Origin of the sequence: Micromonospora musae (assembly GCF_003626545.1) — a bacterium.
Taxonomy (GTDB): Bacteria; Actinomycetota; Actinomycetes; order Mycobacteriales; family Micromonosporaceae; genus Micromonospora; species Micromonospora musae.
Genome location: NZ_RAZS01000001.1, coordinates 889,207 through 905,999, shown reverse-complemented (window position 1 = coordinate 905,999; position 16,793 = coordinate 889,207). Strand labels below are relative to the sequence as shown.

General features: G+C 71.6%; 21 protein-coding genes and 1 tRNA gene. 8 read left to right on the top strand and 14 right to left on the bottom strand.

The window, feature by feature from the left end:
- Positions 1–211: 211 nt before the first annotated feature.
- The gene (locus tag D7147_RS04295) at positions 212–1,294 is read right to left on the bottom strand and encodes a Glu/Leu/Phe/Val family dehydrogenase (protein WP_120673882.1); all 1,083 of its coding nucleotides are present in this window, start codon (positions 1,292–1,294) and stop codon (positions 212–214) included.
- Positions 1,295–1,462: 168 nt separating this feature from the next.
- Here D7147_RS04295 and D7147_RS04290 point away from each other — a divergent pair, with 168 nt between their 5' ends.
- Both D7147_RS04290 and D7147_RS04285 read left to right on the top strand, forming a co-directional pair.
- The gene (locus D7147_RS04290; protein WP_120673881.1) at positions 1,463–2,302 is read left to right on the top strand and encodes a hypothetical protein; all 840 of its coding nucleotides are present in this window, start codon (positions 1,463–1,465) and stop codon (positions 2,300–2,302) included.
- A 250-nt stretch (positions 2,303–2,552) separates the two neighbouring features.
- Positions 2,553–2,762 carry a BldC family transcriptional regulator gene (locus D7147_RS04285; RefSeq protein WP_007073996.1) on the top strand — a complete coding sequence of 70 codons (210 nt, stop codon included), beginning with the start codon at positions 2,553–2,555 and terminating at the stop codon, positions 2,760–2,762.
- Positions 2,763–2,823: 61 nt separating this feature from the next.
- Here D7147_RS04285 and D7147_RS04280 read toward each other — a convergent pair whose 3' ends face one another.
- Positions 2,824–3,207 (bottom strand): PPOX class F420-dependent oxidoreductase, encoded by a 384-nt coding sequence (locus D7147_RS04280; RefSeq protein ID WP_120673880.1) that lies wholly within the window; start codon positions 3,205–3,207, stop codon positions 2,824–2,826.
- 157 nt (positions 3,208–3,364) lie between these two features.
- Positions 3,365–3,661, bottom strand: a complete 297-nt coding sequence (locus tag D7147_RS04275) for a hypothetical protein (RefSeq protein ID WP_120673879.1) — start codon at positions 3,659–3,661, stop codon at positions 3,365–3,367.
- A gap of 165 nt (positions 3,662–3,826) precedes the next feature.
- Here D7147_RS04275 and D7147_RS04270 point away from each other — a divergent pair, with 165 nt between their 5' ends.
- Together D7147_RS04270 and D7147_RS04265 are read left to right on the top strand one after the other, a co-directional pair.
- A complete protein-coding gene (locus D7147_RS04270) occupies positions 3,827–4,684 on the top strand; it encodes a 3-hydroxyacyl-CoA dehydrogenase family protein (RefSeq protein ID WP_120674005.1) in 858 nt (285 codons plus the stop codon).
- 52 nt (positions 4,685–4,736) lie between these two features.
- Positions 4,737–5,480 carry an enoyl-CoA hydratase/isomerase family protein gene (locus D7147_RS04265; RefSeq protein ID WP_120674004.1) on the top strand — a complete coding sequence of 248 codons (744 nt, stop codon included), beginning with the start codon at positions 4,737–4,739 and terminating at the stop codon, positions 5,478–5,480.
- Positions 5,481–5,590: 110 nt separating this feature from the next.
- Here D7147_RS04265 and D7147_RS04260 read toward each other — a convergent pair whose 3' ends face one another.
- A complete protein-coding gene (locus D7147_RS04260; protein WP_120673878.1) occupies positions 5,591–6,931 on the bottom strand; it encodes an ABC transporter substrate-binding protein in 1,341 nt (446 codons plus the stop codon).
- A gap of 166 nt (positions 6,932–7,097) precedes the next feature.
- On the opposite strand from D7147_RS04260, the gene D7147_RS04255 reads away from it, so the two are divergent.
- A complete protein-coding gene (locus tag D7147_RS04255; RefSeq protein ID WP_120673877.1) occupies positions 7,098–7,487 on the top strand; it encodes a hypothetical protein in 390 nt (129 codons plus the stop codon).
- A gap of 39 nt (positions 7,488–7,526) precedes the next feature.
- Entirely contained in the window at positions 7,527–8,234 is a 708-nt protein-coding gene (locus tag D7147_RS04250) for a DUF2786 domain-containing protein (RefSeq protein ID WP_120673876.1), read from the top strand.
- A 165-nt stretch (positions 8,235–8,399) separates the two neighbouring features.
- On the opposite strand, the gene D7147_RS04245 is transcribed toward D7147_RS04250, so the two are convergent.
- On the bottom strand, positions 8,400–8,924 hold the full coding sequence (locus D7147_RS04245; RefSeq protein ID WP_120673875.1) for an SRPBCC family protein: 525 nt from the start codon (positions 8,922–8,924) through the stop codon (positions 8,400–8,402).
- 408 nt (positions 8,925–9,332) lie between these two features.
- On the opposite strand from D7147_RS04245, the gene D7147_RS32860 reads away from it, so the two are divergent.
- Positions 9,333–10,556 (top strand): hypothetical protein, encoded by a 1,224-nt coding sequence (locus D7147_RS32860; protein ID WP_233562901.1) that lies wholly within the window; start codon positions 9,333–9,335, stop codon positions 10,554–10,556.
- 204 nt (positions 10,557–10,760) lie between these two features.
- Here D7147_RS32860 and D7147_RS32300 read toward each other — a convergent pair.
- Positions 10,761–10,830: transfer RNA gene (locus D7147_RS32300), tRNA-Phe, on the bottom strand.
- 136 nt (positions 10,831–10,966) lie between these two features.
- Between D7147_RS32300 and D7147_RS04235 the strand changes: the two genes are divergently transcribed.
- Complete coding sequence (locus D7147_RS04235; protein WP_120673874.1) at positions 10,967–11,743, top strand: class I SAM-dependent methyltransferase; 777 nt, start codon at positions 10,967–10,969, stop codon at positions 11,741–11,743.
- 35 nt (positions 11,744–11,778) lie between these two features.
- Here D7147_RS04235 and D7147_RS04230 read toward each other — a convergent pair whose 3' ends face one another.
- From D7147_RS04230 to D7147_RS04195, 8 genes are read right to left on the bottom strand one after another with little or no spacing between them, the layout of a single operon-like run.
- Positions 11,779–12,909: a tyrosine-type recombinase/integrase gene (locus D7147_RS04230; RefSeq protein WP_199734061.1), complete on the bottom strand. Its 1,131-nt coding sequence runs from the start codon at positions 12,907–12,909 to the stop codon at positions 11,779–11,781.
- A complete protein-coding gene (locus D7147_RS04225) occupies positions 12,909–13,118 on the bottom strand; it encodes an excisionase family DNA-binding protein (RefSeq protein WP_120673872.1) in 210 nt (69 codons plus the stop codon). The genes D7147_RS04230 and D7147_RS04225 overlap by 1 nt, the downstream gene beginning before the upstream one ends.
- The gene (locus D7147_RS04220; protein WP_233562900.1) at positions 13,118–14,917 is read right to left on the bottom strand and encodes a replication initiator; all 1,800 of its coding nucleotides are present in this window, start codon (positions 14,915–14,917) and stop codon (positions 13,118–13,120) included. Before D7147_RS04220 ends, D7147_RS04225 begins: the two co-directional genes overlap by 1 nt.
- Entirely contained in the window at positions 14,914–15,135 is a 222-nt protein-coding gene (locus tag D7147_RS04215) for a hypothetical protein (protein ID WP_120673871.1), read from the bottom strand. The genes D7147_RS04220 and D7147_RS04215 overlap by 4 nt, the downstream gene beginning before the upstream one ends.
- A 5-nt stretch (positions 15,136–15,140) precedes the next feature.
- Positions 15,141–15,581: a hypothetical protein gene (locus tag D7147_RS04210; protein ID WP_120673870.1), complete on the bottom strand. Its 441-nt coding sequence runs from the start codon at positions 15,579–15,581 to the stop codon at positions 15,141–15,143.
- Positions 15,578–16,330 carry a DUF2637 domain-containing protein gene (locus D7147_RS32855; RefSeq protein WP_233562899.1) on the bottom strand — a complete coding sequence of 251 codons (753 nt, stop codon included), beginning with the start codon at positions 16,328–16,330 and terminating at the stop codon, positions 15,578–15,580. The genes D7147_RS04210 and D7147_RS32855 overlap by 4 nt, the downstream gene beginning before the upstream one ends.
- Positions 16,317–16,580 carry a hypothetical protein gene (locus D7147_RS04200; RefSeq protein ID WP_120674003.1) on the bottom strand — a complete coding sequence of 88 codons (264 nt, stop codon included), beginning with the start codon at positions 16,578–16,580 and terminating at the stop codon, positions 16,317–16,319. Before D7147_RS04200 ends, D7147_RS32855 begins: the two co-directional genes overlap by 14 nt.
- A complete protein-coding gene (locus tag D7147_RS04195) occupies positions 16,577–16,765 on the bottom strand; it encodes a hypothetical protein (protein WP_120674002.1) in 189 nt (62 codons plus the stop codon). The genes D7147_RS04200 and D7147_RS04195 overlap by 4 nt, the downstream gene beginning before the upstream one ends.
- Positions 16,766–16,793: the final 28 nt, after the last annotated feature.

The window sequence follows — 16,793 nt, the reverse complement described above, 5'->3', positions numbered from 1 at the left end:
CGTTCGGCACCTCGGGTTACCGTCTACCGGCCCTGCGCGTCGCGGTGGTCCGGCCGTCACCCAGTGTACCCGGTAAGGAGCGGAATCGTGAGCGCCCGTGACACCGGGCAAAACGCCACGAAACTGACCTCGGCCTCAGCGTAACGGCCCGCCGTACGGTTCGGGGCCTGCCGGGGGCGGATCGGACCCGCTCCGCCCCCGGACACCGGGCTCAGGGCAGGTGGATCGTGCGCAGACGGCCCACGTCGGCCATCCGCCGCTCGGCCAACCGGTCCGCCGCCACCGCCGGCGGGACCCCCTCGGCGTCGGCGAGCTTGAGGATCTCCCGGGTGGTGTCGTAGATCCGGGTGGCCCGCATCTTGGCCCGCTCGAAGTTGAAGCCCTCGATCTCGTCGGCGACCTGGATCACACCACCGGCGTTGACCACGTAGTCCGGCGCGTAGAGGATGCCCCGATCGGCCAGCAGCTTCTCGATCCCGGAGTGCGCGAGCTGGTTGTTCGCCGCACCGGCGACCACCTTCGCCCGCAGGGCCGGCACGGTCTCGTCGTTCAGCGCTCCGCCGAGCGCGCAGGGGGCGTACACGTCGAGGTCCGAGGCGACCAGCAGGGAGATGTCGTCCAGCAGGGTGACCTGCGGGTGGGTAGTCCGAGCCCACTCGAGCGCCCGCGGGTTGACGTCGGTGGCCACCACCTCGGCGCCGTCGTCGAGCAGGTGCCCGACCAGGTACTTGCCGACCTTGCCCAGGCCGGCCACGCCGACCCGCTTGCCGTGCAGCGTGGGCGCGCCCCAGACGTGCTCGGCGGCCGCCCGCATGCCCTGGAAGACGCCCCAGGCGGTCAGGATGGAGGAGTCACCGGCGCCGCCGTGCTCGACGCTGCGGCCGGTCACGTAGCGGGTCTCCCGGGCGATCACGTCCATGTCCGGCACGTAGGTGCCGACGTCGCACGCGGTGTAGTAGCGCCCGCCCAGCGACTCGACGAAGCGGCCGTACGCGCGCAGCAGCGCCTCCGACTTGATCTGCTCCGGGTCACCCCAGATGACAGCCTTGCCGCCGCCTAGGTCCAGCCCGGCGAGCGCGTTCTTGTACGCCATGCCCCGGGACAGGTCCAGCACGTCGGCGAGGGCGGCCTCCTCGTTCGCGTACGGGTAGAAGCGGGTGCCGCCGAGCGCGGGCCCCAGCGCGGTGGAGTAGATCCCGATGATCGCCTTGAGGCCGGTCTGCTTGTCCTGGCAGAAGACGACCTCTTCGTGCCCGGTCGATCCGGGGTCGTCGGTGCTGGCGAATACGCCCATGACTGGCTCCTGGTTTCGGTGCGTCCTTGTGGGACGCGGACCTGACGGACGCCGGCGGGGATACTGCCGGTGAGTTGAGCCTAATATCGGCCGCCGGCAGCCTCTCGCCCACGGCGTGCTGGTGGGCGCTGGCCGCGGTGAGGGCGGTGTTCATGGGAGGATCGCGCCGTGCCGTCGCTCTTCGCTTCTTACCTGCGCGTGTACGAGCCGCTGACCGCCTTCGACCGGGATCGCCAGTCGTACTGGCGGCGATACGTGTCCGAAGGGCGGGCGGTCGCCCCGGTTGAGGGGCCGGGCCGGCAGCGGACGGCGGTGATCGAGGCGCTCGGCGCCGGCTGGACGCGCCTGCCGGACCTGCCCGAGGAGGCGTACGTCCTGGAGACGGAGGAGACGCTGCTGGTCTGCCCGTGGAACCTGCGGATCCGGGTGGCCGAGGCGGCGCTCAGCGCCCGGGACGGTGTTCCGCCGGTGCTCGCCGACGCCTTCGTGCCCCCGGTGCTCGCCGGCCAGGCCAAAGCGGTGGTGGACGACTGGCGCAGCGGCGCCCGGGTGCTGGAGCACGGTGTGCCCCGGCTGCACGAGCAGATCGCCACCTGGGGAGTGCCGCTGCGGTGGTTCGTCCTGTTCGACCCCGAGGAGCGGGAGCTGGTCACCGGCCCGGGCCGGCGGGCGTTGCGCTACCGGACGGAGATCTCCAACGCGCGGCGGCGGTCGTCGCGGGCGTTGGCGGTGTTGCGCAAGTCCGTCGGTGAGGCGCCGATCACCGAGGCGGTCGAGGAGGCCGCTCGCTGGCTGGAGGAGTTCCACCCGCGGTCGATGGTGGAGCTGGACTACGGCGGCCTGGTCGAGCTGCTGCCGGACGAGACGCTCTCCGCCGACGACTCGCCGGAGCTGGTCGCGGCGGGTCTGGCCGGGCTCTCCCGGGGTGAGGCCGAGGAGGCGTCGGCCGCGTACGACAAGCTGGTCGCGCGGTGGCGGGCCGTGCAGTTGCTGGAGAGATGCAACTAAGACATATCAGTCACAGAGCGCTCCCAAGGCGAGGAGTGCTCGTAGTTGATGCTTCACGAACCGTGATCATGAGTCCGAATAAGGTACTTTCTGCCGCATAAAAGTCGCATAAATCGGGCATGGTTCATCCGTCCGTCTAGGGACGTTCGGCCGTTCGGCCCATGTCGGACATCGGGGACTAGCCGGACCATGGGAGACGCGTCGGCCGGCGGGACCCCGGCCGATGTCTATACATGTGGAGGAGTGACCGATGGCATCGCGAACGCACGAACCAGAGCCGCTACTCACACCGGCCGAGGTGGCGTCGATGTTCCGTGTCGACCCGAAGACGGTGACCCGGTGGGCCAAGGCGGGCAAGCTGTCCGCCATCCGCACCCTCGGCGGTCACCGCCGGTACCGCGAGTCGGAGGTCAGGGCCCTGCTGCAGGGGCAGATTCCCCAGCAGCGCCAGGGAGACTGAGCCGGCACCACGTGTCGACGAGTAAGGGCGGTGGACCTCGGTCCGCCGCCCTTACTCGTGTTCATGCCTCGGTCAAGGTGATCCGGATGCCGACCGTGCCGGCCTCGCCCCGGCGGAACCGGCTGCCCAACAGCGTGAGCCGGCCCAGCAGGCGGTACTTCTGCTTCAGCAGGCCACGGATCCGAAGGCTGCCCGCGTGGTCGTAGAGGCTCGCGTGAGCCGGCACCGAGCTGCCCTGCGGGCGCCCCCGTACGTCGCACGGCCCCACGGTCACCGTGCCGTTGTTGCGGATTCGCTTCACCTTGCCGGAATCCGCAGCCGTCCAGACCGCCAGGCCGTCGCCGTCGCGCACCGACCAGACCGGAGTCGAGACCGCCCGACCGTCCCTGCGGAACGTCGTGAGCAGGATGTACTTCTCCGCCGAGAGGCGATCCAGCATCTCCACGCCGCCAGGATAAGGCCGTACGGCTGACTGACCGACCGGATAGCCCGAACCGTGTCACGGCGCGCCGCGTACCAGTCGAGAAGGGCCTGACCTGCGACGGAACCCTCGGCGCTCGGCTGATCTGGACGAGGGCTCCGCCGCCGGCCTGCCCGGTGACTCAGACCTGGACGGTCGGGGGCAGCGGCTCCGGCGGGATGCCGCCGTCGCCGTCGACGATCTCGTCCGGGGTGCCGTCCTCATCGAGGTCCACCATGGTGACGTCCACCGCGCCGTCGTGGTCGGTGTCGAACTGGAACAGGTCGGCCTTCCCGTCGCCGTCGGTGTCGGCCACCCACACGTCGGTCCGGCCGTCGTTGTTGGTGTCCGCACGCAGCAGGTCGACCCGCTCGTTCCCCCGGGTCTCCACCGTCTCGGTGGTCTCCGCGTCCGCGACGCCCTTGGTTGCCTCAGTCATCGGCTGGTCCTTCCCTGAAGTTGACGGCACTCTCGTACCCGATCCGCCGCGCCCCCACGCGGGGCGCCGCGATCGGGGCTCTTAGGGTCGCACCATGAGGCAGTGGAGCGGACCGTCGGTCGCGGGTGATCCCCGCGCCGCCGTCGGGCGCAGCGGGGAGGCATGGTGAGCGATCGGTTCGTCGTGATCGGAGCCGGCACGATGGGGCTCGGCATCGCGTACGTGGCGGCAGGCGCCGGATACGCCGTCGAGCTGGTGGAGGTCGACGCCGACCGGGGCGCGGCGGCCGTCGCCCGGCTCGGCGGGCTGTGGGAGCGGGCGGTCGAGCGCGGCAAGCTCACCGCCGACCAGGCGGAGGCGAACCGCGCCCGGGTGACGCTGCGCGCCGCCCTCGCCGAGGCGGCCGAGGGGCCGGACGTGGTGGTGGAGGCGGTGCCGGAGCGGCTCGACCTCAAACGCGCGGTGCTGCGTGACGCCGAGACGTTGCGTCCGGCGTTGCTGGGCAGCAACACGTCGAGCATCGCCATCGGTGCGCTCGCCGCCGACCTGACCCGCCCGGAGAGCTTCGTCGGGTTGCACTTCTTCAACCCCGTCTGGGCGATGGCCCTGCTCGAGGTCGTGGTCGGCCCGGCCACCACCGAGGAGACCACCGCGGCGGCCGTCGCGCTCGCCGGTCGGCTCGGCAAGGACCCCGTCGTCGTACGCGACATGCCGGGCTTCGCCACCTCGCGGCTCGGCGTCACGCTCGGCCTGGAGGCGATCCGGATGGTCGCCGACGGAGTGGCCAGCCCCGCCGACATCGACAAGGCGATGGTGCTCGGCTACCGGCACCCCATCGGGCCGCTGGAGCTGACCGACCTGGTCGGGCTCGACGTCCGGCTGGACATCGCCCGCACCCTGCAGGCCGCCTACGGGGACCGGTTCGCGCCGCCGCCGCTGCTGGTGGAGATGGTCGCCGCCGGACGGCTGGGCAAGAAGTCCGGCCAGGGCTTCTACTCCTGGGAAGGCGGCGTGAAGCAGTGAGCGCGAGGAGTGAGCTTGCGAGCCCCGCAGTCGCGAACGGAGGGTGGGCGCGGTGAGCGGAGTACGGATCGAGGAACACCCCGACCGGCTGGTGGTGACCCTGGACCGGCCGGAGAAGCGCAACGCCATCGACGCCGACCTGATCGCCGAGCTGCACGCGGTCTGCGCCGAGCTGGAGGCCCGCCCCCGGCTGCTGCTGCTCACCGGCGGAACGGAGGGCATCTTCGCCGGCGGCGCCGACATCGGGCAGCTGCGTGAGCGGGGCCGGCTGGACGCCCTCGCCGCCATCAATTCGGCCGCCTTCGCCCGGATCCGGGCGCTGCCGATGCCTACCGTCGCCGCCGTGGACGGGCCGGCGCTGGGCGGTGGGGCCGAGCTGGCGTACGCCTGCGACCTGCGGATCTGCACCGAGCGTGCGGTCTTCGGCCAGCCCGAGGTGCGGCTGGGCATCCTGGCCGGCGCCGGCGCGACCCACCGGCTCCCCGCGCTGATCGGTGAGGCCCGAGCCAAGGAGCTGCTCTTCACCGGGCGGCGGGTCGACGCGGCGGAGGCGCTCCGGATCGGGTTGGTCAACCGGGTCGTCGCGGAGCCGGGCGAGCTGCTGCCGACCGCGCACAGCCTGCTCGACGAGATGGCCAAGGGTTCCGCGCTCGCCCTGCGGCTGACCAAACTGGCGGTGGACGCCCCTACGGCCGCTCATCCTCAGCTCGACCTGGTCAGCCAGGCGGTGCTCTTCGAGGACGAGGAGAAGCGTCGCCGGATGACCGAGTTCCTCGAGCGCAGAAGCGCCCGCTGACACAGCCGCCAGGCCCCTCCGCCGCCACGTCGAGCGGTCCGGGGGCCGGACGACGAAACGGCCGCACCGGTTGCCCGGTGCGGCCGTTCTCGTCGATCGCGTTGCCGCGCTCAGTGCCGGATCTGCACGCCCGCGTCGGCCAGCGCCCGGATCACCTGAGCCGACTCGCCGAAGCCGATCACCAGCACGGCGTCCGAGCCGAAGTCCTTGATCTCCTTGGCCCCGGCGCCGAAGTCCAGCTGCGGCGCGGACTCGCCCTCCGGCGGCTCGTAGGTCAGCAGCTTGAGCCGGTCGGTGCCGATCCCCGCCTTCTCCAGCTCCGCCTTCACCACGGCCTGGAGACCCTCACCGTAGGAGTCCTTACGGGCGACGATCGAGATCCGCTGAGAGCCGTCCCGGAGGATCACGTCGGCCAGGGCGCGGCCCTGGAGGCTGTCCGGCGGAGCGGTGCGGAAGAAGAGACCCTTGTCCTCGGCCGTGGTCAGGCCGTCGTCGGTGCTCGACGGGGAGAAGAGAATCTTGCCGGCCTGGACCGTCTCGGGCAGCACCGCGAGGGAGATCCCCGAGCTCGCGGCGCCGATGATGACGTCCGCGCCGGAATCGATCAGCTCCGCCACGGTCGCCTTCGCCTTCGTGGCGCTGGTGCCGTCGTCGCCCTCGATCCAGGTCACCTTCTTGCCGAGCACACCACCGGCGGCGTTGATCTCCTTGATCGCCAGCGCCGCGCCGGCGGCCATCGGCGGGTACGCCAGAGCCAGGTCACCGGTCTTCGGCCAGAGGCCGGCGATGACCAGCGGCGTTCCGGGTGCCGCCCCGTCGCCCTGCTTCTTCCCCTTCGGCGGGGCCTTGGTGCTCGCGGCCGACTCGTCCCCGGCGCCGACGAACTCGGTCTTGCCGTCGTTGAGCTGCTGACCGTCGAAGTGCAGGGTGCCGTAGCTCGTGGTGGCCGGTTCCCCGACCTCGGTGAAGCCGGAGCGGGTCACCGAGACGCCACGGTACTCGATGTCCTGCCCCTCCCGAGCCATGCTCAGACAGGTCGCCAAGTCCTCGCACCGCTCGCCGCCGTTGGTGACGCCCACGACCTGCTTCGCGATCTCGGGAGAGTCCGTGCTGCCCGCCAACTGCGCGGCGAGCGCGCTGATCATGACGGCGTCGTACGTCTCACCGGCGTAGAGGTAGTCGCCCAGATCCGGAGCGACGGACCGTAGCCGAGTCTTGAACTCGTCGGGCAGCGGCGTCAACGGCGTGGTGCCCTTCATGCCGTCGACGAGGTCGGCGTGATCCTTCAACTCGGCCGGGAACGAGTTGAGCATGTTGCCGTCGGTCCCGTAGAGGCGTACCTGTTGGGCCGTCCCCTCCTCGGGCTTGTCACTCCCGCATGCGCTGGTGGCGAGCAGGATAGTGGCGCAGGCGGCCAGGGCGGCCGTCCGGGAGCCGCGCGATACGAGCATGGTCGTCCTTCCATCGGCGAAGGTCCGCTGCGCACGATAGCGTGCCCACGTCGGCCGCGGGACCGTGGAGCCGGGTCATTCCCCAGGTCGCCCCCACTGGCTACGGAGAGTAGCGATCGATGGTGGTGCCTGCCCCGCCTTGACCCGCCCACCTACTGTGCCCTGCGTGACGGAACTGCCACAGCAGACGCTCGACGACGCGACCGCCGTGCTCCGCTCGGCGCTGGCCGGAGACGGCGATGCCGTGGTGGGCGCGTTCGACGAGGTGGTCGACCGCTCCGGCCTGGCCGGGGCGTACGGGGTCGCATGGTGTCTCGCGGCCACCATGGTGGGCGATCCAGGGCCGGCCGGCGGCTGCGCACTGGACTTCCCCGGCATCGACGAGGCCGGCTACGACACCCGTTGGGTGGCCCGCTTCGTCAGCGCGTACGCGAACCGGGACGCCGACACCGGCCAGGCGCTCTTCGGCGCCGCGGCCGACGACGGCCTCCTCCCCGACTGCCTGCTCACCCTCGCGGGGTCGACCGTCGCCACGCTGCGCAGCCGCGCCCGGTGACCCGGCCACCCGGCTGGCGCGTGTGATAGCTCTGAGGGCATGTCCGAGGCCATGCTGAGCAAGGTTCGAAAGTTGCTGGCCCAGGCCGAGGACCCGGCCTGCACCCCCGCCGAGTCGGCGGCGTTCATGGCGAAGGCGACGGAGCTGATCGCCCGGTACGGCGTCGACCGAGCGCTGCTCGCGGCCCGGGACCCGACCACCGACCCGGTCGGCGACCGCCTGGTCGAGGTGGCCGCCCCGTACGCCCGGGACAAGGCCGGACTGCTCGCCGCGGTCGCCGATCCGCTGCGCTGCCGCTGCGTACGTCGCCGGCACGGCAGCGGCTTCGCGATGCACCTGTTCGGCTTCGCGAGCGACCTGGAACGGGCCGAGCTGCTCTACACCTCGCTGCTGGTCCAGGCCGCGCACGGGCTGGCCGGTACGCCCGTACCGCCCGGCGAGCAACCCGGCACCTTTCGCCGCTCGTGGCTGGCCGGGTTCGCCCAGGTGATCGGGGCGCGGTTGCGGGCCGCCGAGACGGAGGCGGCGGCCGGCTCGGGTGAACCGGGCGTGGCGCTGGTCCTGGCCGACCGCTCCGACCGGGTGCAGCGCCGCCTCGCCGAGGTGTACCCGCGCCTACGCACCGCGCCGCGCCGACGGCTCGCGGGTACCGGATTCGCCTCGGGCGCCGAGGCCGGGCAGCGGGCCGACCTGGGCGGCCGGGAGGTGCACCCCGGGTCGCGCCCCGATCGCCGTCTCAGCCGCTGAACGGTCGCTCCGATCGGGGCCGGGCGTGCCTACTGCGGCTCGGGTCGGACGTGGCTACCGCAGGTCGGGCGTGCCTACCGCGGCTCGGGCCGGGCTCGGACCGGGCCGGATCCGAGCGGGGCGCGACCGGGCCGGGCGGGTTCCGAGCCGCCGCGCCGGTCGCGGTCAGCCCGGCGGCGGACGGCGACCGTCGACCGTCGCGACGTAGCGGGAGAGCAGTTCGTGCCAGCCGGCGGTGAGCGCCTGCCGGTAGCCCTCGGCCGCCTCGCCGTGCCGGTCGAAGTGACGGTGCTCCAGCTCGACGCGGGTCTGCTCCGGCGCCGCGGTGAGGAAGACCACTTCGACCTCGCTCGCCCGCGCCGGATCCGGAACCGGTACCCGGTCCGGCCCGATCTGCCAGGTGAAGACCAGTCGACGGGGCGGATCCCAGGTGAGCACCCGACCCCAGTCGGCTCGGAAGCCGTACGGGCCGATCTCGTAGAGCATCCCGCCCGCCCACGGCTCGATGCCCAGCTCGGAGAGCGCCTCCGGGCCGGACCAGGTGTACTCCCTGACCCACCAGTCGGTCAGCGCACCGGCGAAGACCGCGAAGGCCCGTTCGGTGGGGGCGGAGATGAGCAGGCTGCACCGCAGGTGGAACCGCTCGACGTCCTGCCGGATGTCGGCTGGGTCCGTCAACTCCTGTCCCATAGGTCCGGACCATACCGGCTGATGCCCGGGTGTGCAGCGGGCGAAAGTTTCGGTCCGGACGCGCGGGCGTGCGCGGCACTGCGGGACCCCGACGCATGGCGGCGCGAACGGCCCCCGAAGCGGCTCGAGCGTGGCCGGCGGGCTCGGGCTCCCGAGCGGGCCGGGAAACGTGGCTGCCGGGTCAGGCTCCTCGCCGGACTGCCGGACTGCCGGACTGCCGGACTGCCGGAGGGTGGGCTCTCGGCCGGGTGGCCGGAGCGTGGCTGACGGGTCGGGCTGCGCCTCGGCCAACGGGGCATCGCGGCGGCCGGAGCGTGGCCGGAACAGGGATGGCACGGCAGGAAGCGGGTAAGCGCGCCCGGTCGGGGCCGGGGTGGGCCGGGCCAGCCGAGCCGGGGGCGGGGCGGGATGAGCAGCGGGAGCGAGCGCGGGCAGGTGGGCCGGGATCCGAAGCGGCCGGACCAGGGACAGGGAAGCGGCGCCGCGACCGGGCACCAGGAGGACGGGCCGGAACGGCACGTACGCGAGGGCCGCTGGCCGACCGAGGCCGAACGCAGGCTGCGGCCCGGGGAACCGGACGTTCTGCTGGACGTGCCGGAGCTGCGCGTCGGTGAGCTGCGATTGGCCGTCGACGCTCTGGATGCCGACCTCTCCCTCCGGGCGCGGCTGGCGAACCTCATTGTGCTGGACGCCGGCGTCCGGGTGCGGCTGGAGGCGGTCGAGCTCGACGTCAAGGACGTACTCGCCGAAGTGCTGCTCAAGGTGCGGCTGGAGCGGCTGGCGGAGATCCTCGAACGAGCACTGGACACTCTCGACCGGAACCCGCAGCTCGTCGAGGCGATCGCGGAGAGCGCGCACGCGGCGCTCGACGACGCCGGTCGGGCCGCTCAGCAGGTGACCGGTCGCGCGGAGCAGCTCGACCGGGTGGCCGACCGGCTCGGGCGGGACGTCGGCTCGATCAGCGCACGGGCCGAGTGGACCGGGGAGGCGCCGGTCGCTCGGGAGATGTTCGAGCCGTCGCGGCCCGGCGAGCGGCAGCCGGGCGCGCGACCTGGCGAGACCGCCGGGCAGCGACCGCGCGGGGGCGCTCAGCGGCCGCGAGCCGGTCTGGAGCAACCGGGCGAGGCGGCGGGCGGGCCGGGGCCGTCGGCTCCGCAGGCCGGCGCCGGTGCGGGCCCGTCGGGTCGGCAGCCGGGCGGCGCGGGTCAGGGGCAGCGGGCCGCCGGCGGCGCTCAGGGCCCGTCGGGTGGGCAGGCCGGTGGCGCGGGGCAGCAGGCTACCGCCAGTGCGGGCCCGTCGGGTGGGCAGGCGGGCGGCGCGGGGCAGGGGCAGGGGCAGCCGGCCGCCGGTGGCGATCAGGGCCCGTCGGGTGGGCAGGCCGGTGGTGCGGGGCAGCGGGGCGCCGGCGGTGGCCAGGGAGCGGCGGGCCCGCAGGGCGGTGCCGGGGCACGGGAACGCGAGGCGGGCCGCGCCGAGCCGGGCGAGGGGCAGGCGGGTGGGCCGGGATGGCCGGTGCCCAACCCGGCTGACCTCGCCGGGCAGGCGAGTGAGGTGCTGCGGCAGGCGGGTCGGAGCGTCTGGGACGCGATCCGCGCCAGCATGTCCGAGCACGGACCCGAGTCGAAGCGCTGAGACGGAGTGAGAAGCGCGACTTCCTTGGAATCGGGGTGTCCAACGACAGGGAAGCCCCGGCTTCAAGGAAATCGAGTCGATCTAGCCGATGCTCCAGCGCGGGCGACCACGGCCGTAAAACGGTCGAGGCGGCTCGGCCGCAAAAGCAAGATCCCCACCGCGTTTCCGCTGGTGGGGATCTCTGTAGCCCGGCGAAAGGCTATGTGGCCAGGGGCGGGGTCGAACCGCCGACCTTCCGATTTTCAGGCGGGTGAATTTTCCCTGGTCAGAGTCTTGTAACTGGGAGCCGTGCAACCAACGTGCAATACGTCGACCCCCTCGTGGTCTCTCTGCTCGGTGAGTAACGCCGGGTTGCTCCCGGCGGCAAGCAGGTTGATCGTCATCCGGGCATCTCACTAGCGTGGTTCAACATGACGAGGAGCTTGGGCGCCACCGACTGGCGTACGGCCAACCGTGCCAACTGGGATGAGCGCGTCCCGATCCATGTTGCCGGTTCCTTCTACGACCTTCCCGGCTTCGTCGCGGGCAGGAACACGCTTCGGGATTTCGAGGTCGCCGAGGTCGGTGAGGTCGCTGGCAAGGAGCTGCTTCACCTTCAGTGCCATATCGGGCTGGATACCCTGTCCTGGGCTCGGCGTGGAGCCATCGTCACCGGCCTCGACTTCTCTGCACCGGCGGTGGAGGTAGCCGAGGGCCTTGCCGCGCAGATCGGCGTCACCACCGCACGCTTCGTCACCGCCGATGTGTACGACGCCGTCCAGGCGCTCAATGGGCGGACTTTCGATATCGTCTACACCGGTTTCGGCGCGTTGTGCTGGCTTCCGGACATCGCCCGCTGGGCGCAGACAGCGGCAGACCTCGTCGCTCCAGGGGGCTTCCTTTACCTGGCCGAGTTCCACCCGTTCACCGATGTCCTCGCCGAAGACGGCCGTACCGTCGAGGGCGACTACTTCCAGCGTGACCCGATCGTCGTGGATGCGCCGGGCACCTACGCCGATCCCAACGCGCCCATCACCGCGGGCTTGACGGTCGAATTCCTCCACGGCGTGGGCGACGTGGTGAGCGCCCTGGCTGCCGCTGGTCTGCACCTGGAGTTCCTGCACGAGCACAACCGCGGCCACTTCCGTTTGGCGGCAGGGCAACGGGTCCCGCAGGTCTATACGGTGCGTGCGGCGAAGGTCAGGTAACGGAGACTGGGCTGTTCCAACGGTAGCGGTCACAGCTAACTCCGCATGGTGATGTGCCGAGGCAGCCGTGCGACGTCACCGTGTGCGGCGAGTTCCGACAGGGCCTTGGCGATCTCGCGGTCGCGCCCGTCGACCGCGTGCAGGTACCGGCGAGCTGCCGCCATGGACGAGTGCCCGAGTCGCTTCATGAGGTCAGCCAGAGTCGCGCCGGTCTGGGCGGCGAGGGTTTGACCGGTGTGCCGCAGATCGTGGAAGGTCAGTTCATCGAGGCCGACCTGTTTCCGCGCCCGGACGAATGCCTGATACAAGGTGTTGCCTCGTAGCGGGGTCCCGTCGCGGCTTACGAACAGCCGATCTTTGCCCGCGTACTTGTCGAGGTGAAGCCGGACCAGCGGCACGACGTGCGGCGGGATAGTGATCGTGCGCTTCCCTGCCTCCGACTTGGGATCTTTGTCGAACGCTTGATCAGGGGCGTGCAGCGGTTCCACGCGTGCCTTCCGCACGGTGATCGTGTGCTCGGTCAGGTCCACGTCCGCGACGCGCAAGCCAGCGATCTCACCGCGTCGCAGGCCGCACCAGGCAGCAATGAGAACCGCGGTGCGGTAGCGCGGGTTGATGGCCTCGACCAGGGCGACGACCTGAGCCGGCGTGGCGACTGGCCGCTCAGCGACCCGGACGGTACCGGCACCGGGGATCTGGCACGGGTTTCGGGCAATGATGCCCTCACGGACAGCCGTGTTCATGACCATGCGCAGGAAGCGGTACGACTGAGAGATAGAGGTACGCCCACCCTTGCCCCGCAGAGCAGCGGCGTGCCACTCCCGCACCCGACTCGCGGTGAGCTCACGCAGCTGCACTTCGACCAGCGGCGCCAGGTGCAGCCGCAGATTCCGCTCGCACGTCTCCCGCCAGCGCACGCCGATCTTCGGACTGTCCCGCAGGATGGCCTGCGCGAAGCTGCCAAACGTTTCCGCCGCCGCGCGGTCGTCCAACCAAGTACCACGCGAGATGTCCGCTTCCACCAGCGTGAGCCAGCGGTTGGCATCAGTCTTCGTCTTGAAGGTGTGCGGCGCGGTCTGTCGAGCGCCACCAGCGGGCGGCACGAACGAGGCTTGGAATCGGCCGGACGGCAGCTTACGGACCATGCCAAATCGACGTTTCGCCATCAGGCCACGGCCTTTCCGTCAGACCACGCCACGGTGACCGGTTCAACCACCCCGGAGGCGATGAACTCAGCCAACGTGCTTTCGGGGATACGGACGTGAGAGCCGAGCTTGATGAACCGGATGCGCCGCTCAGCGATCAACCGGCGCGGGAAGCGCTCAGTAGTCCCGAGTCGTTCGGCGACCTGGGCCACCGTCAACAGCCGATCCATTACTGCGACTCCTTCGGGTCCGAGGCGAGTTCTTCTTCGTCGGCGCCGGGTACTGCTGGTAGTAGTCCTTGGCCAGGTAGTACCGCCGAACCGTCTGACGAGTCGGCTGCCGCTCGGTCTTGGGCAGCCAGCAGGGCAGCCCGCCAGTGTGCCCGCTGGGACAGGGCGCGTAGGAGGCGGTGTTGCAGGGGTGGGATGTCGGGGTCGTCTGGCCGGGCCATCTCCCAGGCGTAGGCGGGCGGGTCGTCCTGGTCGACGGGGTCGACGTCCTCGGCGCCGGTGCTGACGCCGAGGAGTCGGCGGAACCAGGCGCGGGCGTCGGCGCGGTGGTCGGCGAGGGTTTTCCCGGACCAGTCGCGGGAGACGAGGATGCGGCGCCCGCCGATGCCGAGGGTGGCCCTCTGGTGGACCTTGCCTTTGCAGCGTCCGGCTTGAAGCCTGCCGTGGGCTTTTTTGGGTTGGATGCCGTAGAGCAGCCAGTTGGCGCACCGCTCGTTGCACGGCGTGATCCGGAGTTGCTGCCAGAGCCGGTCGAGGTGGTTGCGCTGCCGGTCCGTTTCGGGCTTGTGGCAGTCCGCGGCGCTCTTGGTGATGTATTTGGTGATGTAGCCGATCGTGCGTTCGGCGTGCACGGTGCCGGGGGTGACGCCCTCGGCGTGGACCTGGCGGCCGAAGCGGACGACGTGTGAGGGTTCGGGGTCGGCTTGAAGGTCGAGGGCGTCCAGGGCGTCAGCCCAGGTGGTCAGCGGCTCGCGGGTGTCGGGGTCTACCCAGGCGTCCGCGTCGTTGTCCCACACAGGCGGCCGATCCAGCGAGTAGACGAGTTCGTCGGCGGGGGGCCACCACACCTGGTGGTAGGTGGCGGCGGCGACCTGCCGCAGCACGGCGCGGGAGATGGTGCCGCGGATGGCGAAGTGCGCATGCGGCGCCAAGCGTCGCTGCGGCTCGACGCAGCCGGCGTATTGGACGTTCCAGCCGACGCAGCGGCGAAGGTTCTGCCAGAAGCGGTCGAGCAGCCGCGGGAAGTGCACGGCGTCCCAGGCGGCCCGCCGGTAGTCGTAGGAGGCGGGGTCAACGGGTGTGCCGTCGGGCAGGACGCGGCCGTAGCTGTCGAGGGTGAGCGACAGCCACATGGACGGGCGGTGTTGGGTGCCGTCGGGGGCGGTGTAGACGCGGCCGACCGTGCGGGGCTCGACCCGCTTGCGGGGCAGGTCCGGGGTGTCCTGCCGCCGCTTCGTGGACCGCTTGCGCCGGCCGCCGGAGGACTCTTCGCCGTCGTGGGTTGGGGCGACCTGTCCGCGGAGGCCCTCGGCGGCGATGGCTTCCTCTACCTCGGCGATCGCGGCGTCGATGCCGGGAACCTGGTCGAACTGGGCGGAGCGTTGAGCTTCGTCGCGGGCGAACTCGAGATGCGCCCGGAACATGACCAACTCCCGCTGCGCCTCACTGGCCGGGTAGGGCGCGAGCGGGTTGGGCTCGTCCGTACGGTGCCAACCCTCCCGGATCTGGGTCTGCCGCAGCCGGCGGGCGCGTTTCGCGCACGGAGCGCACTTGTCCTCGCGGGTGGTGCCGCACGGAAGGTCGATCACTTCCGTCTGACCGCTGTGTAGGTCGGTACGCCTGAGCGTGACGGGGCGCAGGCAGACGCCGTACTCGGCGGCCATCTCCTTGAGCACCTGGCGGGACATGGGCAGGGCGAGGCGGGCGGCGCGGGAGCCAGGCGCCGGCGGGTCAGCCGCGGCAGGGGTTGGTTCGGTGGCGGGGTCGGTGGTGAGGCCGGGCAGGGTGGGGGCGGTCAACGGGTCACCTCCGGTAGCTCGAAGAGGGCGGGCTGGTGGTCAGCGATCGGGGTGGTGCGGGTCGGACCGAGGCGGCCGGCCCAGCGGTGGGCCGCTTGCTCGTGGCGGTCGCAGGCGACCTCGGCGCGGTATCGGCCGGTGCCGGGGTTGCCGGCTTCGATGAGGGCGGTGGCCCACCTACGGCAGCGGGCGCAGTAGGTGGGCCAACCCGCGGTCATGGCGGTCAGTGGCCGCAGCCGGGGCAGTGCAGACCGGGGCAGCAGCGTCCCGACTTGCGCAGCAGGAGAGCGAGGAGGAGCAGGACCAGGGCGCCGCCGGCGATGAGCGGGAACGCGGCCCGGATCGCTGCGACGAGCTGGGCGGCGAGGTAGCCGACCGCCGCGATGACACCGACCGCGGGCACGGCGATGGCGGCGACCGCTACGCCACGGCGGGGGCGGCGGACCGGAGCCGGGGCGGAACGGCCGGTGTCGAGGAACCGCACCGTCACCGTCACCCGAGCGGCGTTGCCAGGGATCTGCTGGGGTGCAGTCATGGACAGCAGCCGGCCGGAGTCGCGGACCAGGGCGACGGACGCGGCGACCTCGGCGGGGGTGCCGATGATCCGACGGGCGACGACGGACGGGCGCCGGGTGTTGACGCGGGCGAGTTGGGTGCGGGTCATCGGGTCAACTCCGAGGCGAAGACGTGGCCGTTACGCGGGGTCTGGACGGTGGACGTGATGAGCGCCGAGCGAACCGGGGTCGGGGTCGGGGTCGGAACGGGGGCCGGCGGGACGACGACCGGAGCCGGTTCGGTGGGCACGTCGACGGGCGCCACCTCGGCGGGATCCGTGGCGGAATCCCCGGCGGTCTCGACTGGGGCAGGTTCGGCGGTGTCGGGGATGTCGGCGGGTTCGGGGTCGCCGCCGGTGTGCTGGCTGTTGTCGGCCAGGTCGCGGGCAGCGGCGAGCAGTGCCGCGGCTTCGGCTTCGATGGCGGCGAAGTCGGGCCGGATGCGTCCGGCGACCAGTTCGACGCCGATGACGAGAACGACGACCAGGGCGAAGACCAGCCGCAAACCGAGGCTTCCCGGGGAAGCGAAGTTGATGGTCGCCGACAACAGACCGCACGCGGCGAACACGACCAGCGCCCCGCGTTTGGCGTCCCGGGCGATGCCGGAGGTGCGGACGACGGTCAGCATCGACACCATCGCGGCGTCGAAGATCAGCGGCACCAGGTAGGCGAAGTACCCCGCGTTCTGCGTCCACAGGTAGTGGGCTTGGTGCAGGTAACTCGTCGCCAGCGCGGCGAGCAGGACGAAGCGGTTGTACTTCTTGATCGAGCCGATTGCCTTGAGCATGGTCGGGACGGCGTTTCGGGCGTACTCGGCGGCGAACTCCTGGGTGAACGTGCTCGGGTCAGTGCTCGACACGAGTCACCTCCCGCTGAGGCACCGCGGGCAGGGCCGAGCGGAGCCAGGCGCGCAGGTTGCGCAGGTAGACGGCGCCGTAGACGAAGCAGGAGACGAGGAATCCCCACTGCTGCGTGGTGATCGAGTAGGCCAGCCACAGCACTTGGGCGCCGAGGCCGACGGCCCAGCCGGTCCACGACCGCTTCCCGGCCAGGTAGAGGCCGGTGACGCCGACGGCCATGAGGAGCCAGGACCACAGTTGCGGGTTCACGCGGCCCACCCCCAGGTCTCGGCGTCCTCGGCAGCGATCTCGGCGTGCCGGTCCAGAGCGGCGGCGAGGATCGCGTCGGCTTGGGTGTCGGGGGCGCAGTAGGGGCACTGCTGGTCGGGGTCGGTGTGGGCGAGGTCGAGGCAGGTCCGGCGGATGGGCTGGCGGGTGAGTCGACGGGTACGCATCACGGGCTCCAAGGCAGGGCGGTGAGAG